We start from the raw sequence: 26,876 nt of genomic DNA, 5'->3' as shown, positions 1-26,876 counted from the left end.
ACGCATTTTATCGGCACGGCCGGGTGCCGTGCCGAGGCGGTGGTCCCCGGGACCGAAGGTTCCGTTCATGTCATGGCCATCGCCGCCCCGCCGGGCGTTGGCGGGCCGCTGTCACTCTCTGCGTGTCCGCACACTCCCGACGTGAGGAGTCCCCGTGTTCATCCGCACCGCAACCGCTTCCACCACGGCCGCCGTCCTGATCGGCACCGGCGCCCTGCTGCTGCCCGCCGACCGGCCCGAGGCTCCGGACCAGGTCTCCGCGCAGCGGGCGAACCCGGTCGTCGTGGCCCACCGGGGGGCGTCGGGCTACGCGCCGGAGAACACCCTCGCCGCCGTCGACGCCGCGGACGCGCTCGGCATCGACTGGGTCGAGAACGACGTCCACCGCAGCCGCGACGGGGTGCTCGTCGTGCTGCACGACACCGATCTGAAGCGCACCACGGACGTCGAGGAGGTCTTCCCCGACCGGGCCCCCTGGGCGGTCAAGGACTTCACCGCTGCGGAGCTGGCGAAGCTCGACGCGGGCAGCTGGTTCGGCAGCGAGTTCACCGGGGCCCGGATCCCGACGCTCACCCAGTTCCTGCACCGGATGGAGCGCAACCGGCAGAAGCTGCTCCTGGAGATCAAGAGCCCGGCGACCTACCCGGGCATCGAGCGGGACATCATCCGGACGCTCGGCCGCTCGGGGTGGCTGGACCGCTCCCACGTACGGGACCGGCTGGTCATCCAGAGCTTCGGCGCCGACAGCGTGAAGAAGGTGCACACCCTGCGCCCCGACATCACGACCGGCTTCCTGGGAACCCCGGCGGTGGCCGACCTGCCCTCGTACGCGGCGTTCACCGATCAGATCAACCCCTCCTACGCGACGATCGGCGCCGACTACGTGGCGGCCGTCCAGCGGCTCAAGGGCCCGCACGGCAAGCGTCTGCGGGTGAACACGTGGACGGTCAACAAGGCAGCGGACGCGGTGAAGGCCCGTGACTACGGGGTCGACGGCATCATCACCAACTTCCCCGACGTGGTGCGCGACGCGACGAGCTGAGGCGGCGCGGCGGCCTTCCGGCCTTCTGGCCTTCTGGCCTTCTGGCCTTCTGGCCTTCCGGTCTTCCGGTCTTCCGGTCTTCCGGGCTTTTCACCGACCGGCCCGTCGCTGTCAGTGGCGGGTCGTACGGTGGTCGGCATGGACAGTTACGGGGTCGGTGGAGAGCCGGTCGTCGAGTGGGCCGTGGTGGACAGCGGCATCGGCCCGCTGCTGCTCGCGGCGACCGGGGCCGGTCTGGTGAACGTGGCCTTCCACGCCCGCCCCGCCGTGCGGGACGCGGTCCTCGAACGCTTGCGGACCCGGTTCGGCGCGGAGCCGGTGGAGGCGCCCGGTTCGGCCCGGCTCGCCGAGCCCATACGTGAGCTCGCGGCGTACCTCGCGGGCGGGCGGCAGGATTTCACCCTCGATCTGGACTGGTCGCTGGCCTCCGGCTTCCACCGCGAGGTGCTCCGCGAGCTGGCGTCCGGGGTGCCCTACGGGACGGTCGTCGGGTACGGCGAGCTGGCCGCGCGGGTGGGCCGGCCGGAGGGGGCGCAGGCGGTGGGCGCAGCCATGGGGGCCAATCCGCTGCCGGTGGTGGTGCCGTGCCACCGGGTGGTGGAGAGCGACGGGGGTCTGGGCGGATTCGGCGGCGGCCTGGAGACCAAGCGGCAACTGCTGGCACTGGAGGGGGTGCTGCCGCAGCCGCTGTTCTAGGGCCTGCCGTCGAACTGCCTGCCGTCGAACCGCCGCCGTCGCCCGGGCGGTCCTGCCGCAGGTGTCGGTAGTTCCTGGGGCTGCCGCAGTTGCCGGTCATCGTGGGGCGGGCTGGATTCACCCGCCCGGGTGCACTGCGGCCGCCGGGCGGTGGCACACTGCGCCGGTGACCCGACCCCTCTCCCTCCCCCAGGTCCCGGCCGTCGGCCTGCCCGCTCTCCAGCGCCGGACGTCGGCCGTGCTCGTCGTCAGCCAGATACTCGGCGGCCTCGGCGTCGCCATCGGCATCGCCCTGGCCCCGATGCTGGCCTCCGAGGTGAGCGGATCGGAGGCGCTGTCCGGACTGGCGCCGACCGCGTCCGTCCTCGGCACGGCTCTGCTGTCGCTGCCGCTGGCCGCTCTGATGACCGCACGGGGCCGCCGGTCCGGTCTGGTGCTCGCGTATCTGATCGGTGCGCTGGGCGGTGGCCTGATCGTCCTCGCCACGATGCTGCCGAGCTTCCCGCTGCTGCTGCTCGGCATGGCCGGGTTCGGCGCGGGGTCGCTGGCCGGGCTCCAGGCGCGGTTCGCGGCCGCCGACCTGGTGGGGCCGGGGCGGCGGGGGCGGGCGATCTCCACCGTCGTCTGGGCCACCACGATCGGCTCGGTCCTGGGCCCCAACATCTCGGCCCCGGCGAGCCGGCTGTTCCGCGGTACGCCGGTGCCCGAGGCAGCCGGGCCCTTTCTGTGTTCGGCCGCCGTGTTCCTGCTCGCCGGTCTCGTCGTCGCGCTCGCGCTGCGCCCTGATCCGCTCCTCACCGCCCGCGCCCTGGCCCCCAAGGGCCCGGCGGGGCCGCCGAAGCGCTCCCTGCGCGCCGGGATCGAGGCCGTACGGGAGTCGCCGATGGCGCGGCTGGCCCTGGTGACGGTCACCGTGTCGCACACCGCCATGGTGTCGATCATGGTCATGACCCCGGTCGACCTGAGCCGGCACGGTGCCGATCTCCAGTTGATCGGGCTCGTCATCAGCGGCCACATCGCGGGCATGTACGCGTTCTCGCCGGTGATGGGATGGCTGGCCGACCGGTTCGGGCGGCTCTCGGTGATCGGTCTGGCCGTAGGGCTGCTGAGCCTCGCCGCGCTGCTCGCGGGCACCGCCGGGCCGCGGCACGGGCAGACCGCCGCGGGCCTGTTCGTCCTGGGCCTCGGCTGGTCGGCGGGGATGATCGCCGGTTCGGCGCTGCTCACCGACGCGGTGCCGCAGTCCGCCCAGGCCGCGGTGCAGGGGTTGTCGGACCTGACCATGAACGCGGCGGCGGGCATCGGCGGGGCGACGGCCGGGGTCATCGTCGCCCAGTGGGGGTACGGCCCCCTCAACGCGATCGGCGCCGCGCTGCTGCTGCCGGTCGCCGCGCTCGCCCTGCGCCGGAGCCTGCGACGGCCGGGAGCGGCCGGCGGCTGACGCACGGCCCGGGCCGTGGCCGCCCGGGCCGCGGACGACCCGGCTGCGAACGACCGGCCACGAACGGCCCGGCTGCGGACGCCCCGGCCGCGGACGAAAGCCACCCCGGCCACCCCGGCCATCCGGACAACAGCCACCCGGCCACCCGGCCACCGACACGGTCACAGCGGCGACCACCGGACGTCAGAGGCTGATGTGGTACGCCTTGCGCAGCGTCTCGTGAACGGTCCAGGTCGTCCGGTCGCCCTCGCGCAGGACGCAGGCGTCGCCCGGGCCGATCTCCAGCGTCGCCCCGCCCTCGACCGCGACCGTCGCCCGGCCGCTGACGACCACGAACAGCTCGTTCGCCTCGGTGTCGGTGACCACGCCGGGCGTGATCTGCCAGATCCCACGGATCTGCTGTCCGTCCGCCGATTCCCACAGCACCTTGCCCGTCACCACGGGGTCTCCGGACACGATCTGCGCCGGATCGAGGGGTTCCGGTACGAGCTCGGCGTCCGGGATGTGCACGGCGAAGGAGGCGGGGACCTGGTCATATGTCGTCATGGCCGGTCACCTTAGCGACCGCTTCCGGCCATCCGGCGACCAGGACCCGCCGCGGGACGTCCGTCCGTGGTTTGCGGCCCTCCCGCCCGCGACAGGGATGGGGGCATGCCTCAGAACTCACCAGGTCCCTACGAGCCGGTGCTTTCGGCGGAGGTGCGCGCGGCTCTGAGCACCGGTCTGCCCGTCGTGGCACTGGAGTCGACGATCATCGCGCACGGTCTGCCGCGCCCCCGCAACCTGTCCGTGGCCCGGGAGCTGGAGGGGCTCGTCCGGTCGGCCGGGGCGGTCCCGGCCACCGTCGCCGTCCTGGACGGCCGGGCCCATGTGGGCCTCGGCGAGGACCAGTTGGAGCGGATCGCCGGCGACCCCGCGGTACGCAAGCTGGGGCACCGCGATCTCGCCCCGGCACTCGCCTCCGGGGCGAGCGGGGCGACCACGGTGTCCGCCACGGCGTTCCTGGCGGCGCGGGCGGGCGTCGGCGTCTTCGCGACCGGCGGGCTCGGCGGCGTACACCGGGAATGGGCCTACGACCAGGACGAGTCGGCCGATCTGCGGTTGCTCGCCCGCACCGGGATCACCGTGGTCTGCGCGGGGGTGAAGTCGATCCTCGACGTCCCGGCGACCCTCCAGCGGCTGGAGACCCTCGGCGTCGGCATCGTCGGCTACGGCACCGGGCACTTCCCCGGCTTCTACCTGAGCAGCTCCGGCGAGCCCGTCGACTGGACGGTGCACAGCCCCGAGGAGGTGGTGGAGGTGATCCGGGCGAAGGAGGCCCTGGGCGGCCCGGCGGCCGCGCTGATCGTCGCCAACCCCGTAACGGAGGAGGACCAGTTGGATCCGGCGCTGCACGACCGGGTGCTGGCGGAGGCGCTGGACGCGTGCCGCGAGCGGGGCATCTCGGGGCAGGGGGTCACGCCCTTCCTGCTGGACCAGCTGATGCGGCGGACCGAGGGCGCGTCGCTGGAGGCGAACCTCGCGGCCGTACGCGGAAACGTGGCGCTCGCGGCGTCGATCGCCGTCGCGGCGGCCGCCCGGTGAACCGTCCGGCGGCGGGCGGCGGACTCCTGGTGGTGGGGGAAGTGGTCACGGACGTGGTGGCGCGGTACGGGTCGGCGCTCGCGCACGGTACGGACACGTCGGCCCGGATCCGGACCCTGCCGGGCGGCGCGGGGGCCAACGTCGCCTGTTGGGCGGTGCGTTCGGGCTGTGCCGACGTGCGGCTGCTCGCCCGGGCCGGGGCGTGGTCCGCCGACTGGCACCGGGAGGCGTTGGAGCGGGCGGGGGTGCGGGCGTTCCTGGCGGTGGACGAGGAGGTTCCGACGGCGACGGTCATCGCCCTGGTCGACGCGGATGCCGAGCGAACGTTCCTGACCGACGCCGGTGCGGTACTGCGGCTCGCCTCCGACGACTTCGCGCCGTCGATGCTGGAGGAAGTCGGGGGGCTGCATCTCTCCGGCTACCTCCTCTTCGCGCCGTCGAGCCGGGCCGCCGCTCTCCTCGCCGTCCGCACCGCCGTGGAGCGGGGGATTCCGGTGAGCGTCGATCCGGCGTCGGCCGGATTTCTCGGCGAGCTGGGACCGAAGCGGTTCCTGGAGTTCGCGGAGGGCGCGGAGCTGCTGCTGCCGAACGCGGACGAGGCCCGGCTGCTCACCGGGCTGCCCGAAACCGGTTCCGCGGCGGCCGAGTTGAGCCGGTGGTTCCCGCGCGTCGTCGTCACCCTGGGCGCGCGGGGGGCCGTGGTGGCGGCCGGGGGTGAGGTCGTCGGCCGCGTGCCCGCCCCGCCCGTGCGGGAGCCGGTCGACTCGACGGGGGCGGGCGACGCGTTCACGGGCGGGTTCCTGGCCGCCCTGCTGGCAGGGGCGGACGAGGTGACCGCGGCCGCCGAGGGCTGCCGGGCGGGGGCTGCGGCCGTGGCCACGGTGGGCGGCCGGCCACCGGCCCGTCGAGAACGGCCACCGGCCCGTTGAGAACGGCCACCGGTCCACTCCGAACGGGCGCCGCACCGCGTGTACGCCGAGGGCCGCCGCCCGCCGGGGGCGCACGGTTCACCCGCTCCCCGGCAGCCCCGACCAGGCCGGGTGCGCGGGATCGTCCGCCCGGACCACCACGTGCGCCCGATCCGAGGGCGCCACCTCGTCCTCGTACCGGGCGAAGGCGGGCAGGGTCCAGCGGTCCGGCTCCGCCGTCCGCCGCCGCAACGCCCCCGGTGACAGCCGCAGATGGACGCTGAGCGCGAACGGGAACCAGTGCCCCAGCAGGAACGGGCCGTGCACGACGACCACCCCGCCCTCGGGCAGCGCGTGGTACGGGGTGCGGGTGGCCCGGTCCGTCGCGGGATCCCACAGATCGGGTAGCACCCGGCCCGAGCCGCCCGCCTCCAGCGGCCCGAACACCTCGCGCCACAGCGCCCCGGTGTCCAACCAGCTGTCGACGTACGCGTCCGGGTCCTGCTTGCCGTACTCGAAGCGCAGGCTCGCCGGGCGGAGGAACCCCTCGGTGGAGACCACGAGGACCGAGCGGCCGAGCAGCCGGAGTTCCTCGGCGAGGCGCTCGGCAGCCTCCCCGGTGCGGGCGGCCGGCGCCCCGTCGATGCCGAGGGCGAGCCAGGGCCCGCCGTCGTCGGCGGACAGTCCGTCGCCGTACCGGGCCAGTTCGCGGGCCAGCCGTTCCCAGGTGATCGCTTCGAGTCGCACGGCTCCATCATCGCCGCCCCGGGGGAAGGATGCTTCCGTACGGGAGGTTGAGGACGCTGCCGCGCAGGAGGTTGAGGACGCGTCCGTACGGGAGGTTCAGGCGCCCCGCAGTTCGGCGGCGAGCGGGCCTTCGCCGGACACCTCCACGCGGCCGTCCTTCACCGCCCCCGCGAACGTCGCCCCGCCCCGCGCGAGCTCCAGGCAGACCTCCGCGTCCAGGACGATCCGGGCGTCGGGACAGTCGGCGGGGCCGTAGCCGTACACCGCTCCGTACGCCTCGCCGCCCGGGAGCACCGCCCTCGCTCCCCCACCGACGTGGAGACCGGCATGGGCACCGATACGGAGGTGGAACTCGCCCTCGTCGAGCCGGACTTCGAGGACACCCTCCCGGGTGAGCCCGGTGAGGGCGCCGAGCAGCGGCAGGGCGAACCAGTGGGCCCGCACCGCGTCGGTCGGACGGCGCTCGGCGAGCGCGGGCGCGCCCCAGGCGGCGAGGGCGGTGAGCACCGGCAGCAGGCCGTGGCCGCGCTCGGTCAGCTCGTAGACGGACGCGGCCGAGGGGGGCGGCAGCTTGCGGCGCAGGGCCAGTCCGCCCTGCTCCATGTCCTTGAGGCGGGAGGCCAGCACGTCCGTGCTGACGCCCGGCAGATCGGCGTGCAGGTCCGTGTACCGGCGCGGCCCGCCCAGCAGTTCACGGACGATCAGCAGCGTCCACCGGTCGCCGACGGAGTCGAGGGCGCGGGCGGTGGCGTCGAACTGGTCGTAGCTCCGGCGACGGACGGGACGGGCCGCTGAACGTGCTGCTGGACGCTCTGCTGGCTGCTGCTGACGTGGCATGCGACGCAGTCTAGACATGTTGTTGGACTTTCCAAGCTCAAGCTTGGTAAAACCAAGTATCGCAATTCGGCTCGGGAGGCAGCGCATGGAGTTCCGGCAGTCCAGCAAGCTCAACGAGGTCTGCTACGAGATCCGGGGCCCGGTCATCGAGCACGCCAACGCCCTGGAGGAGGCGGGCCACAGCGTGCTCCGCCTCAACACGGGCAACCCCGCGCTCTTCGGCTTCGAGGCGCCCGAGGAGATCGTCCAGGACATGATCCGGATGCTGCCGCAGGCCCACGGCTACACCGATTCGCGCGGCATCCTCTCGGCCCGGCGGGCGGTGGTCCAGCGCTACCAGGCCATGGGGCTGACCGAGATCGGCGTGGACGACGTGTTCCTCGGCAACGGGGTCTCCGAGCTGATCTCGATGGCCGTGCAGGCGCTGCTGGAGGACGGCGACGAGGTGCTCATCCCGGCCCCGGACTTCCCGCTGTGGACGGCGGTGACCACGCTCGCGGGCGGCAAGGCCGTGCACTACGTCTGCGACGAGGAGTCCGACTGGAACCCGGATCTCGCCGACATGGCCGCCAAGATCACCGACCGGACCAAGGCCGTCGTGATCATCAACCCCAACAACCCCACCGGCGCGGTCTATCCGCGCGAGATCCTCGAAGGCATCCTCGATCTGGCCCGGCGGCACGGGCTGATGGTGTTCGCCGACGAGATCTACGACCAGATCCTGTACGACGGGGCCGAGCACCACAGTGCGGCCGTCCTCGCCCCGGACCTGGTCTGCCTGACCTTCAGCGGCCTGTCGAAGACGTACCGGGTGGCCGGGTTCCGCTCCGGCTGGATGGTGGTGTCCGGCCCGCACCAGCACGCCCGCAACTACCTGGAGGGCCTGACGATGCTGGCCTCCATGCGGCTGTGCCCCAACGCGCCCGCGCAGTACGCCATTCAGGCCGCGCTCGGTGGCCGGCAGTCCATCAAGGAGCTCGTCGCCCCCGGCGGGAGGCTGCACGAGCAGCGCGACCGGGCCTGGGAGCGGCTGAACGAGATCCCCGGCGTCTCGTGCGTGAAGCCGAAAGGTGCGCTGTACGCCTTCCCGCGCATCGATCCGAAGGTCCATCCGATCGTGGACGACGAGAAGTTCGTGCTGGACCTGCTGCTGCGGGAGAAGATCCAGGTGGTGCAGGGCACCGGTTTCAGCTGGCCGCGCCCGGACCACTTCCGCATCCTGACGCTTCCGCACGCTGATGATCTCGACGCGGCGATCAGCCGCATCGGCCGCTTCCTGAACGGATATCGCCAGTGACCTGTGCCCTCTGCTCCGTCCCCGTGCACACCCAGTTCGCCACGCCGGAGCTGGTGGGGGCGATCGTGGAGGGCGGGCTCGATCCGGCCGAGGATCCGGGCTGGGCGGAGTCGGGGGCCGGTTCGCCCGCCGAGTACGCGCGCTGGGCAGGTCATCTGTGCGGTATGACCTGCCTGCGGATGGCGCTCGGCGCCGATGCGCCCTCGCTGTTCGCGCTGCGGGACGGGGCGTTGAAGTACGGGGCGTACGCGGAGGACACGGACGGGGCGATCCGGGGCCTCGTCTACGCACCCTTCGCGGAGTACGTGAGGGAGGTGTACGGGCGCGAGGCCACGGTCCACCGGCACCTGGACGTGGCGGAGATCCCCGGGCTGCTGGACGCGGGCCGGACCGTGCTGGCCTCCGTCCACTACGGGATCCGGCATCCGGAGCGGCCCGCTCCGGGGCGGGGCGGGCATCTGGTGCTGGTGACCGCGCGCACGGCCGACGGGTCCGGCGTCCACTTCCACAATCCGTCGGGGACGGACGCCGGGACGGGGGCGGACGTGCTGCCGCTGACGGAGTTCGAGCGGTTCTTGGCGGGGCGGGGCGTGTCACTGGGAACGGCCGTGGCGGGGCGGGGCGTGTCACTGGGAACGGCGGAGGCCTCGGAAACGGGAGCGGGCCCGGAGGCGTAGCCGGCCTCCGGGCCCTGTGAGTGCCACCCATCTCGCACGCCGGCACGTTTAAGGGTCCGGGTCAGTCATGATGTCGTCGCGTCCTGCCTTTGGACCACCGCAGATCGGAGCTCTGCGGGCCGGACTTGAACCGGCATCTCGACGCGCGCGGGCCCGGGCCCGTTCGATCCGGCGATCGGCGGCGAATGCTGAGTCTGGAGCAAGAGTCTGAGATTGACGGCGGTCTGCCTCTGCCTGCTTGGGCTACTCCGGCCCGTGCCGGAGGGAGGAGTCGAACCTCCACTGGGACCGCGCCTTCACGACAAGCTTCAGTTTCAGCTTGCGCTCCTCGCGCACCCCGGTCACCGTCATCGGCGGCCGGGGAATCCGTGGTCAGTCACCCGAAGAGGTAACCGAATACCGCATCACCCACCCGCTGGTCGGTGACCTCCGCGCCGTTGGCCTCCTCGCGGGCGAACTTCACGGCCTGCTGGAGCTTCTCGATCCGGTCCAGCAGTTCGTTGACGCGCCGCGCGGGCAGCGCCCCGGAGAACTTGACGGTCGTCCAGTACCCGACCGGGATGTCCTCGTAGTACACCTCGACCTGCGCCGGGTGCTTCTCGGTGGCCTCCGCCTTCACGTGGTTGCGGGGCACCTTCTTGGTGCGGAGCGTCCGGACCGGCTCGGTCTTCCAGGAGTCGGTCGACGGGTCCTGCACCCAGGACTCGGCCGCGTCCAGCACGGGCAGCTTGCGGACGAAGGTGTTGAGGTCGGTCAGCTGCTTCTCCAGGAAGAGCAGATACGACACCGGCACCTCGGCCACCAGCACCCGGCCTTCGACCTTCACATCGGCCCGGGCCGAGCAGTTCGCCCAGTCCTTCGTGGCGGTCACATCGAAGAGGCGGGTCAGCGTGGTCGCGGTCTCCCGCAGCACGTCCTCGGCCTTGACCTGGACCAGCGTCGACTCGGGCGGAAGCTGTTCGCCCTCCTCGTCCTTGGGCTGGTAGGTACGGGAGATCCCGGCCAGCAACGCGGCCTTCTGGAGGCCGTGATGGGCCGCCGTCAGGTCCTGGTGCGCCTTGGACTTGACGCCCTTCTCCACTGCGATGATCTGATTGAGTTTCGCCACGTCGAGGACGCTAACAGGGTCAACGCCCCGGTGGCCAAGGCTTTTACCGTACGTAGTGGGACTGCTTCTACCGTACGTAGTGGGGGTCGTCGTCCCCGGTGGAGTCCGGGACGGAGTCGCCGGCCAGCAGGGCTCCGATGGCGGACACCGGGTCGGGATCCGGGGATGCGCGCGGCCACCAGTCGTCGGCGCCGGGGTCGGATTCGTAGCCGTACCAACGCATGTCCTGACCGAAGCGCAGCTGGAGCGAACCGGCCGGGTGGGTGAGGTGGTTGCGCCAGGGCGTGAAGCGCGGGAAGCCGGCGGCGGCGAGCGCGGGCCTGGCCCGGTCGAAGGGGCCGGCCGGTGGATCCCAGGGCGTTTCCAGGACCGCCAGGCCCTCGGCCTCGCCCTGCCGCCAGGCGGCGACGGCGCGGGCCAGGTCGGTGGTGGTGCGGCCGGTGGCATACGCCAGCTCCCGGTAGAGCGCGCGGGTGGTGGCGGTGAGCCCGGCGGTCGGGCGCGCGGCGGCGAGGCGGACGGCGTCCTGCCACGCGGTGAGCCCGGCCAGCGGATCGCGGCCCGTGGTCAGCAGGGCGTGGGCGCGGGCGGCCGCGTCGGTGGCGAGGGCGTCCAGGCCCAGTGGATCGCGGGCGCCGGGCAGGTCCGGGTACGACGGTGGCTGGCCGGGGTGCGGCGGGACGGGGAGGGGCGCGGGGAGCGGGGGCAGGAAGCGCGCGGCGAAGGCGTCCTGCGCCGCGACGGAGGGGACGGCCGCGGCGGCGGGACGCTCGCGGGCGGAGTGTTCCGCGTTGCGCCGGGCCAGCGCGTCCAGCAGTTCGCGCTCGCCCCGGCCCCGCATCAGCAGCAGGACGAACGGGTCGCTGTCGAGCAGCAGGGCCGTCTGGAAGCAGAGGGCGGCGACGTGCTTGCAGGGCCGCCCGTGGTCGGGGCAGGTGCAGCTGGGGTCGAGGTCGTCGGCGGCGGGCAGCAGCCGGACCCCGGCCTCCTCGGCCGTCCGGGCCAGGGAGTGCGGCATCTCCTTGGCCAGCAGCGCTGACAGATGGCCGGGCCGGGCGGCGACCGCGTCGAGCAGGGCCTCCCAGCCCGGGTCGGCGAAGGTGCGCAGACGCAGTTCGGCGCGGTAGGGGCGGGCGCGGCTGCCGTGCACATAGGCGACGACGCGGCCGGGGGTGACGGTGATCGCGGCGACCTGCCCGTCGGCGGCGTACGCCCGGCCGCGGACGAGCCGGGCCTCGTCCATCGACAGGGATTCCAGCGCGTCCACCCAGGCCCGGCCCCACCAGCTGTCCGCGAAGGGCTCGCCCTCGGCGGAGGTTCGGGCGGGCACCGCCTCGAAGGTACGCCGCAGATCGTCCGGGCCGATCCGGGCGCGGGGGGCCGATCTGCGGGCGGCCGGGCCGGTGGTCGGACGGGGGGCCGGGCGCGGGCTCATCCGGGGACTCATGCGGGCCTCCGCAGCGATACGAGGTCGGCGAGGTCCCGGTCGCTCAGCTCGGTCAGAGCACTCTCCCCGCTGCCGAGCACCGCGTCCGCCAGGGCCCGCTTGGACTCCAGCAGCTCGGCGATCCGGTCCTCCACGGTGCCCTCGGCGATGATCCGGTGGACCTGGACGGGCTGGGTCTGGCCGATCCGGTACGCCCGGTCGGTGGCCTGCTCCTCCACGGCCGGGTTCCACCAGCGGTCGAAGTGGACGACGTGGGCGGCGCGGGTGAGGTTCAGTCCGGTGCCGGCCGCCTTGAGGGAGAGCAGGAAGACGGGGACCTCGGCGGACTGGAAGCGGTCCACCATCCGCTCCCGCTCGGGCACCGGCGTACCGCCGTGCAGGAGTTGGGAGGGGATCGCGCGGGCGGCGAGGTGCGCGGAGAGGAGCCTGGCCATCGACACGTACTGGGTGAAGATCAGGACCGAGCCGTCCTCGGACAGGATCGTGTCGAGCAGTTCGTCCAGGAGGGCGAGCTTGCCGGAGCGGCCCGTGAGCCGGGTGGGCTCCTCCTTCAGATACTGCGCGGGGTGGTTGCAGATCTGCTTGAGCGAGGTGAGCAGCTTCATGATCAGGCCCCGGCGGGCGATGCCCTCCGCCCCTTCGATCTGCGCCATGGTCTCGCGGACGGCCGCCTCGTAGAGCGTGGCCTGTTCACGGGTGAGGGAGACGGGGTGGTCGGTCTCGGTCTTGGGCGGCAGCTCGGGGGCGATGCCGGGGTCGGACTTCTTGCGCCGCAGCAGGAAGGGGCGCACCAGCCGGGACAGCCGCTCGACCGCTTCCTCGTTGCCGAGGCCGGCGGCGGTGTCCGTGTTCTCCACGATCCGGGCGTGGCGGGACCGGAACGCCTTGAGCGGCCCGAGCAGTCCGGGGGTCGTCCAGTCGAGCAGCGCCCAGAGCTCGGAGAGGTTGTTCTCGACGGGGGTGCCGGTGAGGGCGACCCTGGCCGGGGCGGGGATGGTGCGGAGCGCCTTGGCGGTGGAGGAGTGCGGATTCTTGACGTGCTGCGCCTCGTCGGCGACGACCAGGCCCCAGCTCTGCTCGGCGAGTTGGGCGGCGCTGGAGCGCATGGTGCCGTAGGTGGTGAGGACGAAGCCGCCGTCCGGGTCGCTCAGGGTGCGGTCCGTGCCGTGGAAGCGGCGCACGGGCACGCCGGGGGCGAAACGGTTGATCTCCCGGTGCCAGTTGCCGAGGAGGGAGGCGGGGCAGACCACCAGGGTGGGCGAGGGGTGCGCCCGGTGCAGATGGAGGGCGATGAGGGTGATCGTCTTGCCGAGGCCCATGTCGTCGGCGAGGCAGCCGCCGAGCCCGAGCGAGGTCATCCGGTCCAGCCAGGCCAGGCCGCGCAGTTGGTAGTCGCGCAGGGTCGCGTCCAGGCCGGGCGGCGGCGCGATCGTCGTGTCGTCGGCGAGCAGGCGGGTCCGGAGCGCGGCCAGCGCCCCGGCCGGGACGGCGTCGACCCGATCGCCGTCCACCTCCGCGCTGCCGGTGAGGGCGACGGCCAGCGCGTCCACCGGGTCCAGGAGCCCCAACTCCCTTTTCCGCGCCTTGCGTACGAGAGCGGGGTCGACGACCACCCACTGGTCGCGCAGCCGGACCACCGGACGGTGGGCCTCGGCCAGGAGGTCCATCTCGGCCTCGGTCAGCCGCTCGTCGCCCAGGGACAGCTCCCAGTCGAAGGTGAAGAGGTGCTCGGCGTCGAAGAAGGACGTGCCGTCGGTGGCAGATCCGGGCGCGGGGCGCACGACGGCGGCAGCGGTGAGCGAACGGGCCAGCTCGCGCGGCCAGTGCACCGCGACCCCGGCGGCGGCCAGCCGGGATCCGGCGTCGCTCAGCAGCTCGTACAGCTCGTCCTCGGTGATCGCGAGCACATCGGGGACGGGCTGCCCCAGGAGGCGTTCCAGCGGGGCCCAGACGCGGGCGGCGCGGCGCAGGGCCAGCACCGCGTCGACCTGGGAGCGCGGCCCGAACGGCTCGCCCGCCCCGGCGTTCCACAGGGTCGCCGCGTCCACCACGTACGTCGGGTCGGCGAGGCTGTGGACCTGCACGATCGCCGCGGCGGCGTGGCGGACCGCCGGGTCGTCCGCGTGCTCCGGCCGGGCGGATCCGTCTGCGGCCTCCGCCCCCTCGCGGGCGGCGGTGACCGCGTAGGTGTCGGCGGTGTCGAACAGCTCGTACGCGGAGAGGTCCAGGCGCAGCGAGACCCGCACGCCGGCGTCCAGGCCCGAGGCGACCTCCACGGCCCAGGCGGCGGCGTGGGGCAGATGCTGGGGCTCGCGGGCGGCGAACGGCGCGCCCATGGCGAACGCGGCGGCGGGCGTGCGCGGCAGCGTGTCGGCGACGGCGTCCAGGAACGCCCCGGTCAGAGCCTCGGCGTCGGGCAGCCGGGGCGGATCCGAGCCGGGGACCGGCACCGCGTGCCCCTCGGGCGGCAGGGCGGCGGCGACCGCCCGCAGGTGCGCGACGTCCTCGGCGTCCCTCGGGCCGGCCCGCCAGGCGTCGTGGCCGTCCGCCGTGAGCCCGGGCAGGAGCCGGCCGCGGGCGACGAGGTGGAGGGCGTGCAGCGCGGCCGCGCCCCAGCAGCGCGTGGCGAGGTGGGCGGACGCCTGCTGCCGTGCGCGGACGAGCAGGGGCAGCGCGTCGGCCACGGACAGCAGTGCGGCGGGCACCTCGGTGGTACGGACACCCCCGGGGCCCGCCGCCGGGTCCGGCCGGACGACCGTGAGCCGGGCGGTGGTGCACGGGACGGATTCGGGGCGCGCGGTGGCGTCCGCGTACGCGAAGGATGTCCCGCGCCGCCACTCCCGCGCACCGTCGTCGCGCACCGGGCCGGTGCCGGCATCTGCGCCTGCGCCCGCACCCGCACCCGCGTCTGTGCCTACGTCGGTGTCTGCGTGGGGATCCCAGAAGGCAATGCGGCCGTCCCTCGGCACCGGGCCGGGCAGGAAGACCGCGGCGCAGCGCAGCAGGCGGCCGACGTCGGCGGTCCGGGGCGCGCCGCCGGAGTCCCGCGCCTCGCCCTCACGGGTCCATGCCGTCATGCTCACTCCCCCTCCCACCCGATCCACGGATTCCGGTCTCCGTCGGCACGGATTGTGCTGACTCCGCGAGTCTAGGCGGGAGGTCTGACACCGCGGACGCCCACCGCATCACCCCAGCTCAGCAGCAGGGTGACCGGTCAGGCAGACGTCCTGCCCCGCGTACGGAACCGCCACGCTCAGTGATGGGCGAACGGCTGCTTCGCGGAGGACCGTGCGGCGGGTGGAGCGACGCTCCGGCGCAGAGCACCGCCACCGACGCGATCACCAGTTCCTGAACCATGACGGCCACCTGGGAGGAAAGGCGGCGACCCATGCGGAACCACAGACCACATAGCACCTTTTGCGGCTTTATGCCCCATTTGGCCGTATGGAACCCCGGGCGAACCGCGCCGCTCGCCCGGTCGGCCGCGCACGGGGTGCCGGGGCCGCCCGGGCCGGGCAGGGTGGCCAGCGCCAGCACGTCTTCCCGACGTACCGATTTCGCCGGACGAGCACCGGACGAGCAGACGAGGACCCGCCCATGTCCGTGACCGCTACCGTTCCCCGCCGCCGACGCCGCCTCGCCATCGCCGCCGGAGTCTCGCTGCTCGCCCTCGCCGCCACGGGCTGCTCCGGGCTCGGGCGCACCGCGGTGGGGCCGGTGACGTACACGACGGAACGCGAAGCGGTGATCCAGGTGAACAGCCCGTCGGTACGCGGCTGCCACCGGATCGCCCCGGCGGGGGCCCACGAGGTCGAGAACGGGACGCTGGTCGACGTGATCCTGTACCGCACGCGGGACTGCACGGGCGGCGGGACGACGTACGTGCCGACCCGGTTCAGCGATGTGACGGCACCGGGCAGCGGCCCGTGGCGCAGCTACAGCTTCGTCCACTGACGCCCGGACACCGGCGCACGGACACCGGCTCACCGGCTCAGATGCGCCGCCGGTCAGAGCACCGGGCGGGCCAGCAGCCAAGTGCCGTCGTCCGTGAGGGCGCGGTCCACCGCGAGCCCGGCCGCCGCGAGATGCCCGGCGAGGTCCTCGTCGGACAGCTCCCGCGACAGGAAGGTCTGCGTCCACCGCGCGTCGTCGAAGTGATACTCCGCGCGCACCGAGCGCACGCCGTCGCCCACCGGATCCGCGGACACGATCCGGACCAGGCCGCCGGACGGATCGGTCCGCTCCCACGGAAGCTCCGAGCGGTGCGCCACACCCTCACGCTGGACGAGGACGATCCCGTCGTCCCGCACATGGGCTCGGCAGACCCGCAGCATCCCGTCGCGCACGCGGTGCTCGCCCGCGTGGACCAGGAACGAGCCGAGCAGCACCACGTCGAACCGCTCGTCGCCCAGGTCCAGCGACTCGATGGGGCTGCGCACCGTGCGCGCCCCGGCGATCTCCGCCAGCATCTCCGGCGACTCGTCCACCGCCGTCACCCGGAACCCGCGCCGCACCAGCGGGTGGGTCACCCGGCCCGCCCCGCAGCCCAGTTCGAGAATGCTCGCCCCGGCGGGTGCCGCACCCGCGATCACGTCCGGCTCATCGCCGACGGCCAGCCGGCGATACAGCTCCACCGCGCACCCGTCCGGAGTGATCGCCCCGGGACCGGTCCCCGCGTACCCCTCGCGTACCAGTGATTCGCCCATGCGGGAAGAACGAGCCGTCGCCGGGTGCGGTTCCCCGCCCCGCCGGTGTTCCGTCCGCCGCCGGCCGGGTCCATGCTGGTGAGTGAGGTGATCGCCATGCGTACGGGCAGTGAACCCGCGACCGCCCGCAGTCCCCTCCGGATGCGGCTCTGGCTGAGCCTGTGGGGAATGGCCTGGGCCCTGTTCGGCCTGGTGGCCTTCGCGCTGAACGGGCGGCCCGGCTGGGCGGCGGCCTGTGCGGTGGTGCTGCTGCTCGCGGTGGTGGACCTCTGCGTGATCACGTACCGCATGCGCCAGGGTCCGCACTACCAGCCGGGCCGTGACGTCCCGCCGTACGAACCGGACCACGGCGACGGCCGCCCGCGCCGGCCGAAACCCGGGGCGGACGGCGGCCGGCCGGGTGGCGGAGGAACCGGCCCCTCCTCCGGACGGCCCTGAACGGGCCCTGCGCCCCCTCGGTCCCGCTCGTCAGTCCCGCTCGTCGAACTTCGCGGCCCGCAGGTACTCCGGCTTCGGATCCAGCGCCGCCGCCAGGCGGAAGTGGCGGGTCGCCCGCTCCGGGTTGCCGGACCGTTCGAAGGTGCGGGCCAGGGCGAAGTGGGCGAACGCGTTGTCCGGCTCACGCTCCAGCACGAGCTCGAACTCCAGCTCGGCAGGGCGCAGTTGGGCGGCGGCGAAGAAGGAGCGGGCCCGGAGCAGCCGGGCGGCGGTGTTCTCCGGATGGGCGGCGATCACCGAGTCGAGCAGCTTGATCGCGCCCCGGGGATCCCGGGCGTCGAGCAGGTGCTCGGCCGCACGGAAGTCGATGACGTCGGTCTCCGGGTTCCTCTCGGGCACGGCCCAGTCCTTCCTTCTCCTCACGCGCGCCTCGCGCGTTCCACCGTCCGCTTCCTCGCGCGTGTCCAACGCCCGCCCCGGCTCCGGTATTCCGGCCGGGACGTCCCCGGACACACCTGCTCAGCCGGTGGCGGCGGCCCTGCGGAGCAGTTCCTCCCAGACCGCGCGGACCTGTGCGTCCAGCGCCTCGCGCGGACCGTCGTTGTCCACGATCAGGTCGGCGACGGCCCGGCGCTGCTCGCGAGTGGCCTGGGCGGCCATCCTGGCACGGGCGTCGGACTCCGTCATTCCGCGGAGCGTCACGAGCCGGTCGAGCTGGGTCTCGGCGGAGGCGTCGACGACGACGACCACGTCGTAGAAGGGGGCGAGCCCGTTCTCGGTGAGGAGGGGGACGTCGTGGACGACGACGGCGTCCTCGGGGGCCGCCCGCTCCAGTTCGGCGGCGCGGGCGCCGACCAGGGGGTGGACGATCGTGTTGAGGGCGGCCCGGCGGTCGTCGTCGGCGAAGACGAGCGCGCCGAGCGCCGGGCGGTCCAGGGTGCCTTCGGCGGTCAGGACGCCCGGCCCGAACTCCTCGACGACGGCCGCGAGTCCGGGTGTCCCGGGCTCGACGACCTCGCGGGAGATCCGGTCGGAGTCGATGAGGACCGCGCCGTACGAGACGAGCAGCCGCGACACTTCGCTCTTGCCGGCGCCGATGCCGCCGGTCAGGCCCACTTTCAGCATGGGCCGCAGCCTACGGGCCGGGCGGGGGCGCTCAGCCCTCGCCCTCCCGCTCGGCGAGGAACCGCTCGAACTCGCGGCCGATCTCGTCGGCGGACGGCAGGTCCACCGGCTCGGCGACGAGGTTGCCGCGCGTCTCGGAGCCGGCGACGGCGTCGTACTGGTGCTCAAGGCCCTCGACGAGGGAGACGAGCTCCTCGTCGCCCTGGCCGATCTGCCGGTCGATCTCGGTCTGCGTGCGGTGCGCCTCGGTGCGCAGGGAGTGCGCGAGGGCGGGCAGCACCAGACCGGTCGCCGCGGTGATCGCTTCCAGCGCGGTCAGTGCCGCGTCCGGGTAGGCGGAGCGGGCGACGTAGTGCGGTACGTGGGTGGCGACCCCGAGGACGTCGTGGCCGGACTCCATCAGCCGGTACTCGACCAGGGCCTCGGCGGAACCGGGCACCTGGGCCTCGTCGAAGGGGCTGCGGTGGCCGGGCATCAGGTCGGTGCGGTTGCCGTGCGGGGTGATACCGACGGGGCGGGTGTGCGGGACGCCCATCGGGATGCCGTGGAAGTTCACCGCGAGCCGGACCCCGAGGCGCTCGACGATCTGCTCGACGGCGGCGGCGAACCGCTCCCACTCCACGTCCGGCTCCGGGCCCGACAGCAGCAGGAAGGGCGCTCCGGTGGCGTCCTGGACCACCCGGACCTCCAGTGTGGGCGCCTCGAAGGACGCCCAGCGGTCGCGCCGGAAGGTGAGCAGGGGGCGCCGTGCGCGGTAGTCGACGAGCCGGTCGTGGTCGAAGCGTGCGACGACCTGGTGCGGCAGCGTCTCCAGCAGGCCCTCAACGATCTGCTCGCCGGTCTCGCCCGCGTCGATGTAGCCGTCGAAGTGGTAGAGCATGACCAGGCCGGCCGACTCCTGCGCCAACGCCATGTCGACGACGGCCAGGCCCTTCGGCTCCCATTCGTACAAACTCTGCGGATCAGGCACGGTTACCGCTCCTCCTCGTGTTCCTAGGCAAGAACACGAGGGGCCGCACGGGCATTCCCCCCGCCCTGATCTTTCCCCGGGGACGCCGGGTCACGGCACATCAACTGCGGTGAGCGCCAAGGCGCTTCATCGCGTCCGACGTCGCTCCAGGCACCCGTATACGCGAGTGAGGCCCGCCCCCCGGAGGGAACGGGCCTCACTCTCAACGCTCTACAGCTGCTGCAGCCGATGAGCCGCCGGGGTCAGAGCGTCAGCTCTGGCCGCCCGCGAGCTTCTCGCGCAGCGCGGCAAGGGCCTCGTCCGACGCCAGGGCGCCGGAGTTGTCCGCCGACTCCGAGGAGTACGAACCGCCGCCGCCACCGCTGCCGCCGGAGGCGGCCGGAGCAGCGCCGGCCGGGGCAGCAGCGCCCTCGGCCGCAGCGGCCTCGTCGGCCTCGCGGGACTTGATGACCTGGGCCTGGTGCTGCTCGAAGCGCTGCTGCGCCTCGGCGTACTGGGTCTCCCAGACCTCGCGCTGCGACTCGAAGCCCTCGAGCCAGTCGTTGGTCTCGGGGTCGAAGCCCTCGGGGTAGATGTAGTTGCCCTGGTCGTCGTACGACGCGGCCATGCCGTACAGCGTCGGGTCGAACTCGACCGAGGCCGGGTCGCCACCGAAGGACTCGTTGGCCTGCTTCAGCGAGAGGCTGATGCGACGACGCTCGAGGTCGATGTCGATGACCTTGACGAAGATCTCGTCGTTGACCTGGACGACCTGCTCCGGGATCTCCACGTGGCGCTCGGCCAGCTCGGAGATGTGGACCAGGCCCTCGATGCCCTCGTCGACGCGGACGAACGCACCGAACGGAACGAGCTTGGTGACCTTACCCGGGACGACCTGACCGATCTGGTGCGTCCGGGCGAACTGCTGCCACGGGTCTTCCTGCGTCGCCTTGAGCGACAGGGAGACGCGCTCGCGGTCCATGTCGACGTCGAGGACCTCGACGGTGACTTCCTGGCCGACCTCGACAACCTCGGAGGGGTGGTCGATGTGCTTCCAGGACAGCTCGGAGACGTGCACGAGACCGTCGACGCCACCCAGGTCCACGAAGGCACCGAAGTTGACGATCGAGGAGACGACGCCGGAGCGGACCTGACCCTTCTGCAGGGTGGTGAGGAACGTCTGGCGCACCTCGGACTGGGTCTGCTCGAGCCAGGCACGGCGGGACAGGACCACGTTGTTGCGGTTCTTGTCCAGCTCGATGATCTTCGCCTCGAGCTCCTTGCCCACGTAGGGCTGGAGGTCGCGGACACGACGCATCTCGACGAGGGACGCCGGGAGGAAGCCGCGGAGGCCGATGTCGAGGATGAGACCACCCTTGACGACCTCGATGACGGTACCGGTGACGATGCCGTCTTCTTCCTTGATCTTCTCGATGGTGCCCCAGGCACGCTCGTACTGAGCGCGCTTCTTCGAGAGGATCAGGCGGCCTTCCTTGTCCTCCTTCTGGAGAACCAGGGCCTCGATCTCGTCGCCGACCTTGACGACCTCGTTCGGGTCGACGTCGTGCTTGATCGAGAGCTCGCGGCTCGGGATGACACCTTCGGTCTTGTAACCGATGTCGAGGAGAACCTCGTCCCGGTCAACCTTGACGATGACACCGTCAACGATATCGCCGTCGTTGAAGTACTTGATCGTCTCGTCGATCGCCGCGAGGAACGCGTCCGCGTCGCCGATGTCGTTGACCGCAACCTGCGGAGTGGTGGCGGTGGTCTCGGTGCTGCTCGTCATGTGGGAAAGGGCTCCGGTACGGACAGAGAGTCGTAGGTACTGCTACGCCGAAAGCCCTTATCGCCATCTGCAGAAGCCGGACAGCCTGGAAGGCGCGCAATCCGTTTCCGGAGAGACGCCTCGACAACCGAGGGGACATGCAACAGACGCGAGCGCGGCCTGCTAGGTCTGAGGCGCGCAGGCTCGCAGCGCAACTTGTAGCATACGGGGGCAGCCGGACAGGGTCAATGCGCGAAGGCGCACACCCGGGGCACATCGCCCCAATCCCGGCACAACTCGTGTTCTCCGAGGCCACATCGGCCCGAGAACACTACGGCACGGCGCCGCGGGCACGCCTCCGTACCCCCGGGGTACGCCCCTGGTACGGACCGCACGCGGCGGGTGAAGGCAAACTACAACGACGGGCACGATGAGCCAAGAGATCCACGGGACCTACTCCTCGGAACCCCGACAACCCGCAGAGTCCCCGGAGCCGGAGGCCACGCGCCGGGCGGCGGACGAGGCCGAGAGCAGTCGGGCCAGCCGCGGCTGGTGGGACCGCAACGCCGACGAGTACCAGAGCGACCACGGCGGCTTCCTGGGGGACGACCGCTTCGTCTGGGGCCCGGAGGGGCTCGACGAGGCCGAGGCGGGTCTGCTGGGGTCCGCCGCCTCCCTCAAGGGCCTCGACGTCCTGGAGATCGGGGCCGGGGCCGCCCAGTGCTCGCGCTGGCTGGCCGCCCAGGGCGCCCGCCCGGTGGCACTGGACCTCTCCCACCGCCAGCTCCAGCACGCCCTGCGCATCGGCGAAGGGCTCCCCCTGGTGGAGGCGGACGCGGGCCGGCTGCCCTTCCGGGACGCCTCCTTCGACCTGGCCTGTTCCGCGTACGGGGCGGTGCCGTTCGTCGCCGACCCCGTACGGGTCTTCCGCGAGGTCCACCGGGTGCTGCGGCCCGGCGGGCGCTGGGTGTTCTCCGTGACGCACCCGATCCGCTGGGCGTTCCCGGACGAGCCAGGGCCCGAGGGTCTGTCCGTCGCCGCCTCCTACTTCGACCGCGTCCCCTACGTCGAGCAGGACGAGGCCGGCGACGCCGTCTATGTGGAACACCACCGCACGCTCGGCGACCGGATCCGCGACGTGGTCGCGGGCGGTTTCCGGCTCGTCGACCTGGTCGAACCGGAATGGCCCGCCTGGAACAACCAGGAGTGGGGCGGCTGGTCCCCCCTCCGGGGCAACCTGATCCCGGGCACGGCGATCTTCGTCTGCGAGCGGGACTGACCGTCCGGCCCGCGTCCGCCCCGTACGACACTGGGGACGTGATCCGTACCGAAGCCCTGGACCGCCTGCCCGTCCGCACCGCCGTACCCGCCCTCCGGCGCGCGCTCGACGACCGGGGCGTCGCCGTCCTGTGCGCCCCGCCCGGCACCGGCAAGACGACGCTCGTCCCGCTGGTGCTGGCCGGGCTGACCGAGGACGGGCCGGTGCGCCGGGTCCTGGTCGCCGAGCCGCGCCGGATCGCCGCGCGGGCGGCGGCGCGGCGGATGGCCTGGCTGCTGGGCGAGCGCCCGGGCGAACGGGTCGGGTTCACGGTGCGCGGCGAGCGTGTGGTGGGGCAGGAGACGGTGGTGGAGGTCGTGACCACCGGGGTGCTGCTCCAGCGGCTCCAGCGCGACCAGGAGCTGGCCGGGGTCGACGTGGTGATCATCGACGAGTGCCACGAGCGGCACCTGGACGCGGACACGGTGGCCGCATTCCTCCTGGACGTACGGGAGGCGATCCGGCCCGATCTGCGGCTGGTGGCGGCGTCGGCGACGACGGACGCGGAGGGCTGGGCGCGGCTGCTGGGCGACGCACCGGTCGTCGAGGCCGAGGGCGTCTCGTACCCGGTGGAGGTCCTCTGGGCGCCGCCCGTGCGGCCGGTGAAGCCGCCGCACGGGATGAGGGTCGATCCGGCGCTGCTGACCCATGTGGCGGCGACCGTGCGGCGGGCGCTGACGGAGCGGGAGGGGGACGTGCTCTGCTTCCTGCCCGGCGTCGGGGAGATCGGCCGGGTGGCCGGGCAGCTCGCCGGGGTGGACGCGGAGGTGCTCCAGGTGCACGGGCGGGCTCCGGCCGCCGTGCAGGACGCGGTGCTGGCCGGGTCGTCCGAGGGTCGGCGGGTGGTGCTGGCGACCTCGGTGGCGGAGTCGTCGCTGACGGTGCCGGGCGTCCGGGCCGTGGTCGACTCGGGGCTGGCCCGGGAGCCGCGTACCGACCATGCGCGAGGGCTGAGTGCCCTGACGACCGTACGGGCCTCGCAGGCGGCCGGGCGGCAGCGTGCCGGGCGCGCGGGGCGGGAGGCTCCGGGGGCGGTGTACCGCTGCTGGGACCAGGCCGAGGACGGGCGGCTCGCGCGCTTCCCTGCCCCGGAGATCAAGGTGGCCGACCTCGCGGCGTTCGCGCTCCAGGCGGCGTGCTGGGGCGATCCGGACGCCTCCTCGCTCGCCCTGCTGGACCCGCCGCCGGCCGGGGCGATGGGCGCGGCCCGGGAAGTGCTGGGGGCGATCGGCGCGGTGGACGGCGGCGGCCGGGTCACCGACCGGGGCGTACGGATGTCCCGGCTCGGGCTGCACCCCCGGCTGGCGCGGGCACTGCTGGACGGAGCGGCAGAGGTCGGGGCGCGGCGGGCCGCTGAGGTGGTGGCGCTGCTGAGCGAGGAGCCGCCCAGGGAGTACGGGGACGATCTCGCGGCGGCGCTGCGGACCGCCCGCCGGGGCCAGGACGGGTACGCGGCGCGCTGGAAGCAGGAGGTGCGGCGGCTGTCGGGCCAGGTGGACGGGGCGGGCTCCGGTTCCGGGAGATCGGCGAGCTCCGGGGGCGCGTCAGGCGTGGGCTCCGGCTCCGGCTCCGGCTCCGGCTCCGGCTCCGGCTCCGGCGAGGGTCGCTCCGATGACGCCGTCGTCGGGCTGGTCGCCGCTCTGGCGTTCCCCGAGCGGGTGGCGCGGGCCCGGGGCGACGGGGCGTTCCTGATGGCGTCGGGCACGGGTGCGGAGCTGCGGGAGGGGTCGCGGCTGCGCAGCGCGCCGTGGCTGGCCGTGGCGGTCGCCGACCGGCCCTCCCACGCGGCCTCCGCGCGGGTGCGGCTGGCGGCGGTGATCGACGAGGACACCGCGCTGGCGGCCGCCGGGCATCTGCGGGTGCGGGGCGAGGAGGTCCGGTGGGTGGACGGGGCAGTGGTCGCGCGGTCCGTGGACCGGCTGGGGGCCGTGGAGTTGACGGTACGGCCGCTGAAGCAGCCCGATCCGGAGCTGGTACGCGGGGCGCTCGTGGAGGGGCTGCGGCGCGAGGGGCTCGGGCTGCTGCGCTGGAACCGGGACACCGAACAGCTGCGGTCCCGTCTGGCGTTCCTGCACCGGGTGCTGGGTTCGCCGTGGCCGGACGTGTCGGACGGGGCGCTGCTCGCGGACCCGGACGCGTGGCTGGAGCCCGAGCTGTCGCGGGCCCGGCGGCGGTCCGACCTGGCCCGGATCGACGCGGGCCAGGCGCTGCGGCGGCTGCTGCCCTGGGCGACGGGTGAGGCGGCCCGGCTGGACGAGCTGGCGCCGGAGCGGATCGAGGTGCCGAGCGGGTCGCGGATCCGGGTGGAGTACAGCGGGGAGCAGCCCGTACTGGCCGTGAAACTGCAGGAGTTGTTCGGGCTGGCAGAGACGCCCAGGGTGGCCGGGGTGCCGGTCCTGGTGCATCTGCTCTCCCCCGCCGGGCGGCCCGCGGCCGTCACCGCCGACCTGGCGTCGTTCTGGCAGGAGGGCTACAAGGCGGTGCGGGCGGAGCTGCGCGGCCGCTACCCGAAGCATCCGTGGCCGGAGGACCCCGCGACCGTACCGGCGACGCGGTACACCTCCGCGCGCCTCAAGCGGTCGTAGCACCGCACGCCTCAAGCGGTCGTGGCGCCGTCCGGTCATGCGGTCGTAGCACCGTCCGGCCGCCGCGACCGCGCCTCCAGCCACAGCGCGAGCGCCAGCAGCCCGGTACCGAGGCCCAGGAAGCCCCAGGGCAGGTACGAGGTGAGGAGGAGGACCAGGACGCGCTGGGACTTCACCAGGTCGACGGTGTCGGCGATGTAGTCCTCGCGCATCTTCACATGGCCGGAGAACGCGGTGACGGTGTCCTCGGACATGCCCATCTTCTTGGCGTCGCGCAGCTCCTCGGTGTGGATCTCCTCGCCGTTGACGGGGGCGCCGGTGACGGGGTCGACCCAGAACATGCGCTTGGTGGTGTACCAGCGGGTCATGCCGGTCTGCGCGATCTGCTCGGCGGTGACGCCCTCGATGGGCATCTTCTTCGGCATCGGGACCTTGGTCCACGGGATGGTCTGCTCGAAGTAGTAGACCTCCAGGCCGCGGAAGGTGCGGGTGCCTTTGTAGTGGATGGGGGCGGTGGTGCGGCTCTGGGCGTCGAAGTACGCGTAGTCCCGTTTCTCGGTGAGGAAGGGCCACTTGAACTCGATGCCCTCGCGTCGGACCGGGTCGCCGTCGACCATCTCGCCGGTGGCGTTGACGGGGGCCTGGGTGTGGGCGTCGAAGATGTAGCGCTCGGGGATGGCGGAGACCATCTTGCCGTCGGGGCCCTGGATGTAGGAGAGCGCGTCCCAGACGACGACGTCGCGTCCGGCGCTGCGCTCGATCTTCTCGGACTCCTCCACGTTGCCCTTGAGCGTCTGGACGATGGTGACCTTCTCGACCTCCTTCGCCTTGAGGGTGGTGTAGTCGAGGAGGGTCGCGGGCTTCGCCTCCAGGACGACTTCCTGGTACTGGTTGGGCGGGATCTTGGCCAGGCGCGGGAAGGCGTACCAGCGCAGCAGCGGTGACAGGGCGGCGAAGAACACGGCGAAGGCCAGGAGTACGAGACCGGCTCGGCGGCGCATGGTGTGACCTCTTCCTCTGCGGTGTTATCGCTTCGGACCCGGGACGGTGGTCAGCAGGGGTTTCGGCGAGGTCTCCCCGGCCGGGGAGCCCACGGCGGAGACGGTGAACACGAGCGCGAGGGCGGCGGCCAGTCCGATGGCGGCGGCGACGAGGGCACGCATGCTCGGCCTCCCGGGGCGGTGATCCGACGACGGCGACCTGATGGGTCGTCAGGGCTGGGGCACCGTAGCAACCGGGGCGCGAGATGAGAACAGAGCGGACAGCCCCGCGGCACCCCGCAGCCCCTCGGCCGGGGGGCCGAGGGGCTGCGGGGTGCTGTGCGGTGACCGTGCGGTGCGGCGGGGTCAGGGCTTGGTGGCCTTGGGGGTCTCCGTCGCGTCGGGGGTCTCGGCCGGCTCCTCCGGAGCCGTTTCCTCCGGGGCCTCGACGGTCAGCTCGATGACGACCGAGGCGCCGCCCTCGGTGGTGAGGCGCAGCAGGTACGTGCCCTCGTTGTCGTCGGCGAAGATCTCCGGGAGGCGGAGCTGCCCCTCGGCGTCCGTCGTCAGCGTGGTGAGGGTACGGACCGGCTTGCCGTCCGCGTCCTTGAAGTACGGGCCCTTGTCGTTGTCGATGATGCCCAGGCGGTCCTTGACCATGGTGGCGGTGACGGCCACTCCGGCCGCGACGTCGTCCCGGTAGGTGGCCTTGACGGTGACGGCGTCCGCGAACTTCTCGCCGGGGGCGGCGATGAGCGCCTTCTCGTCGGTGCGGGCGATCGCGTCGGCCTGGCGGGCGGTGACGGTCGCGGCGTACGTCAGGGTGCGCGGCCGGGCCGTGCCCGCGACGGCGGTCACGGTGAACTCCCCGGCCTTCTCGCCGGCCTGGAGCTCCGGCGCGACGGCGGTGCCGTCGGCCCCGGTCCGTACCGTGACGGACTTCTTGCCGCCGGCGAAGAGCGTGCCGGTCTTCCCGGTGACGGTGAAGGTGACGGGGACCTTGGCCATCGGGGCGCCGAGCGCGTTGCGGGCGCGGACGGAGACCCGCTCGTCGAACGCCTGGCCCGCGGTGGCGCGCAGCGGGCCGGTGCCCGCGTTCTCCAGGGAGCCGAAGGTCTCGGCCGGCGGCGTCGGCTTGGGGGTGGGCGGCTTCGGCTTCGGGCTGGTGGAGTCTCCGCCGCCGGGCTTGGAGGGGCCCGGGCTGGGCTTGCCGGGCTTGGGCG

At 73.2% G+C, this 26,876-nt stretch carries 24 protein-coding genes and 1 pseudogene; 11 read left to right on the top strand and 14 right to left on the bottom strand.

All coding sequences use genetic code 11. The features are described from left to right. The first annotated feature begins 154 nt into the window (after positions 1–154). The 3 genes from JS521_RS12660 (at position 155) to JS521_RS12650 (ending at position 3,179) form a co-directional block, all read left to right on the top strand. The gene (locus JS521_RS12660; RefSeq protein WP_205082908.1) at positions 155–1,042 is read left to right on the top strand and encodes a glycerophosphodiester phosphodiesterase family protein; all 888 of its coding nucleotides are present in this window, start codon (positions 155–157) and stop codon (positions 1,040–1,042) included. Positions 1,043–1,180: 138 nt separating this feature from the next. After that, complete coding sequence (locus tag JS521_RS12655; protein WP_205082907.1) at positions 1,181–1,738, top strand: methylated-DNA--[protein]-cysteine S-methyltransferase; 558 nt, start codon at positions 1,181–1,183, stop codon at positions 1,736–1,738. Positions 1,739–1,976: 238 nt separating this feature from the next. Then, complete coding sequence (locus tag JS521_RS12650; protein ID WP_372448578.1) at positions 1,977–3,179, top strand: MFS transporter; 1,203 nt, start codon at positions 1,977–1,979, stop codon at positions 3,177–3,179. A 183-nt stretch (positions 3,180–3,362) separates the two neighbouring features. Here the strand turns inward: JS521_RS12650 and JS521_RS12645 are convergent, their stop codons facing one another. Continuing rightward, positions 3,363–3,725, bottom strand: coding sequence for a cupin domain-containing protein (locus JS521_RS12645; protein ID WP_205082904.1), 363 nt, complete (start codon positions 3,723–3,725; stop codon positions 3,363–3,365). A 105-nt stretch (positions 3,726–3,830) separates the two neighbouring features. Between JS521_RS12645 and JS521_RS12640 the strand changes: the two genes are divergently transcribed. Further along, positions 3,831–4,763, top strand: a complete 933-nt coding sequence (locus JS521_RS12640) for a pseudouridine-5'-phosphate glycosidase (RefSeq protein ID WP_205082902.1) — start codon at positions 3,831–3,833, stop codon at positions 4,761–4,763. Then, on the top strand, positions 4,760–5,692 hold the full coding sequence (locus tag JS521_RS12635) for a carbohydrate kinase family protein (protein WP_205082900.1): 933 nt from the start codon (positions 4,760–4,762) through the stop codon (positions 5,690–5,692). Before JS521_RS12640 ends, JS521_RS12635 begins: the two co-directional genes overlap by 4 nt. Positions 5,693–5,770: 78 nt before the next feature. Here JS521_RS12635 and JS521_RS12630 read toward each other — a convergent pair whose 3' ends face one another. Together JS521_RS12630 and JS521_RS12625 are read right to left on the bottom strand one after the other, a co-directional pair. After that, positions 5,771–6,418, bottom strand: coding sequence for a nucleoside/nucleotide kinase family protein (locus tag JS521_RS12630; RefSeq protein ID WP_205082899.1), 648 nt, complete (start codon positions 6,416–6,418; stop codon positions 5,771–5,773). A 96-nt stretch (positions 6,419–6,514) separates the two neighbouring features. Further along, the gene (locus JS521_RS12625; RefSeq protein WP_239487179.1) at positions 6,515–7,255 is read right to left on the bottom strand and encodes a winged helix-turn-helix transcriptional regulator; all 741 of its coding nucleotides are present in this window, start codon (positions 7,253–7,255) and stop codon (positions 6,515–6,517) included. A gap of 85 nt (positions 7,256–7,340) precedes the next feature. Between JS521_RS12625 and JS521_RS12620 the strand changes: the two genes are divergently transcribed. Both JS521_RS12620 and JS521_RS12615 read left to right on the top strand, forming a co-directional pair. Next, a complete protein-coding gene (locus tag JS521_RS12620) occupies positions 7,341–8,552 on the top strand; it encodes a pyridoxal phosphate-dependent aminotransferase (RefSeq protein WP_205082895.1) in 1,212 nt (403 codons plus the stop codon). After that, positions 8,549–9,229 (top strand): cysteine peptidase family C39 domain-containing protein, encoded by a 681-nt coding sequence (locus JS521_RS12615; protein WP_205082894.1) that lies wholly within the window; start codon positions 8,549–8,551, stop codon positions 9,227–9,229. Before JS521_RS12620 ends, JS521_RS12615 begins: the two co-directional genes overlap by 4 nt. A 376-nt stretch (positions 9,230–9,605) precedes the next feature. On the opposite strand, the gene JS521_RS12610 is transcribed toward JS521_RS12615, so the two are convergent. The 3 genes from JS521_RS12610 to JS521_RS12600 all read right to left on the bottom strand — a co-directional run bounded on the left by JS521_RS12610 (position 9,606) and on the right by JS521_RS12600 (position 14,861). After that, entirely contained in the window at positions 9,606–10,337 is a 732-nt protein-coding gene (locus JS521_RS12610; RefSeq protein ID WP_205082892.1) for a DUF7873 family protein, read from the bottom strand. Positions 10,338–10,404: 67 nt separating this feature from the next. Then, positions 10,405–11,784 (bottom strand): SWIM zinc finger family protein, encoded by a 1,380-nt coding sequence (locus JS521_RS12605; protein ID WP_372448576.1) that lies wholly within the window; start codon positions 11,782–11,784, stop codon positions 10,405–10,407. Then, positions 11,781–14,861 (bottom strand): SCO1167/SCO6262 family helicase, encoded by a 3,081-nt coding sequence (locus tag JS521_RS12600; RefSeq protein WP_205082891.1) that lies wholly within the window; start codon positions 14,859–14,861, stop codon positions 11,781–11,783. Before JS521_RS12600 ends, JS521_RS12605 begins: the two co-directional genes overlap by 4 nt. Before the next feature lie 520 nt (positions 14,862–15,381). Between JS521_RS12600 and JS521_RS12595 the strand changes: the two genes are divergently transcribed. Continuing rightward, complete coding sequence (locus JS521_RS12595; protein ID WP_205082889.1) at positions 15,382–15,738, top strand: hypothetical protein; 357 nt, start codon at positions 15,382–15,384, stop codon at positions 15,736–15,738. A 53-nt stretch (positions 15,739–15,791) separates the two neighbouring features. On the opposite strand, the gene JS521_RS12590 is transcribed toward JS521_RS12595, so the two are convergent. Further along, entirely contained in the window at positions 15,792–16,490 is a 699-nt protein-coding gene (locus JS521_RS12590; RefSeq protein WP_205082888.1) for a class I SAM-dependent methyltransferase, read from the bottom strand. A gap of 72 nt (positions 16,491–16,562) precedes the next feature. On the opposite strand from JS521_RS12590, the gene JS521_RS12585 reads away from it, so the two are divergent. Continuing rightward, entirely contained in the window at positions 16,563–16,928 is a 366-nt protein-coding gene (locus JS521_RS12585) for a DUF6343 family protein (protein WP_205082886.1), read from the top strand. 30 nt (positions 16,929–16,958) lie between these two features. On the opposite strand, the gene JS521_RS12580 is transcribed toward JS521_RS12585, so the two are convergent. The 4 genes from JS521_RS12580 to rpsA all read right to left on the bottom strand — a co-directional run bounded on the left by JS521_RS12580 (position 16,959) and on the right by rpsA (position 20,791). Continuing rightward, positions 16,959–17,327 (bottom strand): tetratricopeptide repeat protein, encoded by a 369-nt coding sequence (locus tag JS521_RS12580; RefSeq protein WP_205082885.1) that lies wholly within the window; start codon positions 17,325–17,327, stop codon positions 16,959–16,961. A gap of 120 nt (positions 17,328–17,447) precedes the next feature. Continuing rightward, positions 17,448–18,053 (bottom strand): dephospho-CoA kinase, encoded by a 606-nt coding sequence (gene coaE / locus JS521_RS12575; RefSeq protein WP_205082884.1) that lies wholly within the window; start codon positions 18,051–18,053, stop codon positions 17,448–17,450. A gap of 31 nt (positions 18,054–18,084) precedes the next feature. After that, positions 18,085–19,023: a PAC2 family protein gene (locus tag JS521_RS12570; RefSeq protein WP_205082882.1), complete on the bottom strand. Its 939-nt coding sequence runs from the start codon at positions 19,021–19,023 to the stop codon at positions 18,085–18,087. Positions 19,024–19,273: 250 nt separating this feature from the next. Further along, the gene (gene rpsA / locus JS521_RS12565) at positions 19,274–20,791 is read right to left on the bottom strand and encodes a 30S ribosomal protein S1 (protein ID WP_205082880.1); all 1,518 of its coding nucleotides are present in this window, start codon (positions 20,789–20,791) and stop codon (positions 19,274–19,276) included. Between the two features lie 409 nt (positions 20,792–21,200). Here rpsA and JS521_RS12560 point away from each other — a divergent pair, with 409 nt between their 5' ends. Both JS521_RS12560 and hrpB read left to right on the top strand, forming a co-directional pair. Beyond that, positions 21,201–22,049: a class I SAM-dependent methyltransferase gene (locus tag JS521_RS12560; protein WP_205082878.1), complete on the top strand. Its 849-nt coding sequence runs from the start codon at positions 21,201–21,203 to the stop codon at positions 22,047–22,049. A 38-nt stretch (positions 22,050–22,087) separates the two neighbouring features. Next, complete coding sequence (gene hrpB, locus JS521_RS12555; RefSeq protein WP_205082877.1) at positions 22,088–24,673, top strand: ATP-dependent helicase HrpB; 2,586 nt, start codon at positions 22,088–22,090, stop codon at positions 24,671–24,673. A 35-nt stretch (positions 24,674–24,708) separates the two neighbouring features. On the opposite strand, the gene pgfA is transcribed toward hrpB, so the two are convergent. The 3 genes and pseudogenes from pgfA to JS521_RS12540 all read right to left on the bottom strand — a co-directional run. Beyond that, the gene (gene pgfA / locus JS521_RS12550) at positions 24,709–25,674 is read right to left on the bottom strand and encodes a cell envelope lipid trafficking protein PgfA (RefSeq protein WP_205082875.1); all 966 of its coding nucleotides are present in this window, start codon (positions 25,672–25,674) and stop codon (positions 24,709–24,711) included. 24 nt (positions 25,675–25,698) lie between these two features. Next, the gene (locus JS521_RS12545) at positions 25,699–25,836 is read right to left on the bottom strand and encodes an SPW_0924 family protein (RefSeq protein WP_106969524.1); all 138 of its coding nucleotides are present in this window, start codon (positions 25,834–25,836) and stop codon (positions 25,699–25,701) included. Positions 25,837–26,019: 183 nt separating this feature from the next. Beyond that, positions 26,020–26,876: pseudogene (locus tag JS521_RS12540) on the bottom strand (Ig-like domain-containing protein); the annotation flags it as partial.

The organism is Streptomyces durocortorensis (assembly GCF_016901035.1).
Taxonomy (GTDB): domain Bacteria; phylum Actinomycetota; class Actinomycetes; order Streptomycetales; family Streptomycetaceae; genus Streptomyces; species Streptomyces durocortorensis.
This window is presented reverse-complemented; position numbering and strand designations above follow the sequence as displayed.

Coding starts and splice junctions, on each gene's coding strand:
- JS521_RS12655 (WP_205082907.1), top strand. CDS start 1,181: ATGGACAGTTACGGGGTCGGTGGAGAGCCGGTCGTCGAGTGGGCCGTG.
- JS521_RS12645 (WP_205082904.1), bottom strand. CDS start 3,725: ATGACGACATATGACCAGGTCCCCGCCTCCTTCGCCGTGCACATCCCG.
- JS521_RS12640 (WP_205082902.1), top strand. CDS start 3,831: ATGCCTCAGAACTCACCAGGTCCCTACGAGCCGGTGCTTTCGGCGGAG.
- JS521_RS12625 (WP_239487179.1), bottom strand. CDS start 7,255: ATGCCACGTCAGCAGCAGCCAGCAGAGCGTCCAGCAGCACGTTCAGCG.
- JS521_RS12620 (WP_205082895.1), top strand. CDS start 7,341: ATGGAGTTCCGGCAGTCCAGCAAGCTCAACGAGGTCTGCTACGAGATC.
- JS521_RS12605 (WP_372448576.1), bottom strand. CDS start 11,784: ATGAGTCCCCGGATGAGCCCGCGCCCGGCCCCCCGTCCGACCACCGGC.
- JS521_RS12600 (WP_205082891.1), bottom strand. CDS start 14,861: ATGACGGCATGGACCCGTGAGGGCGAGGCGCGGGACTCCGGCGGCGCG.
- JS521_RS12595 (WP_205082889.1), top strand. CDS start 15,382: ATGTCCGTGACCGCTACCGTTCCCCGCCGCCGACGCCGCCTCGCCATC.
- JS521_RS12590 (WP_205082888.1), bottom strand. CDS start 16,490: ATGGGCGAATCACTGGTACGCGAGGGGTACGCGGGGACCGGTCCCGGG.
- JS521_RS12585 (WP_205082886.1), top strand. CDS start 16,563: ATGCTGGTGAGTGAGGTGATCGCCATGCGTACGGGCAGTGAACCCGCG.
- coaE (WP_205082884.1), bottom strand. CDS start 18,053: ATGCTGAAAGTGGGCCTGACCGGCGGCATCGGCGCCGGCAAGAGCGAA.
- rpsA (WP_205082880.1), bottom strand. CDS start 20,791: ATGACGAGCAGCACCGAGACCACCGCCACCACTCCGCAGGTTGCGGTC.
- JS521_RS12560 (WP_205082878.1), top strand. CDS start 21,201: ATGAGCCAAGAGATCCACGGGACCTACTCCTCGGAACCCCGACAACCC.
- pgfA (WP_205082875.1), bottom strand. CDS start 25,674: ATGCGCCGCCGAGCCGGTCTCGTACTCCTGGCCTTCGCCGTGTTCTTC.
- JS521_RS12545 (WP_106969524.1), bottom strand. CDS start 25,836: ATGCGTGCCCTCGTCGCCGCCGCCATCGGACTGGCCGCCGCCCTCGCG.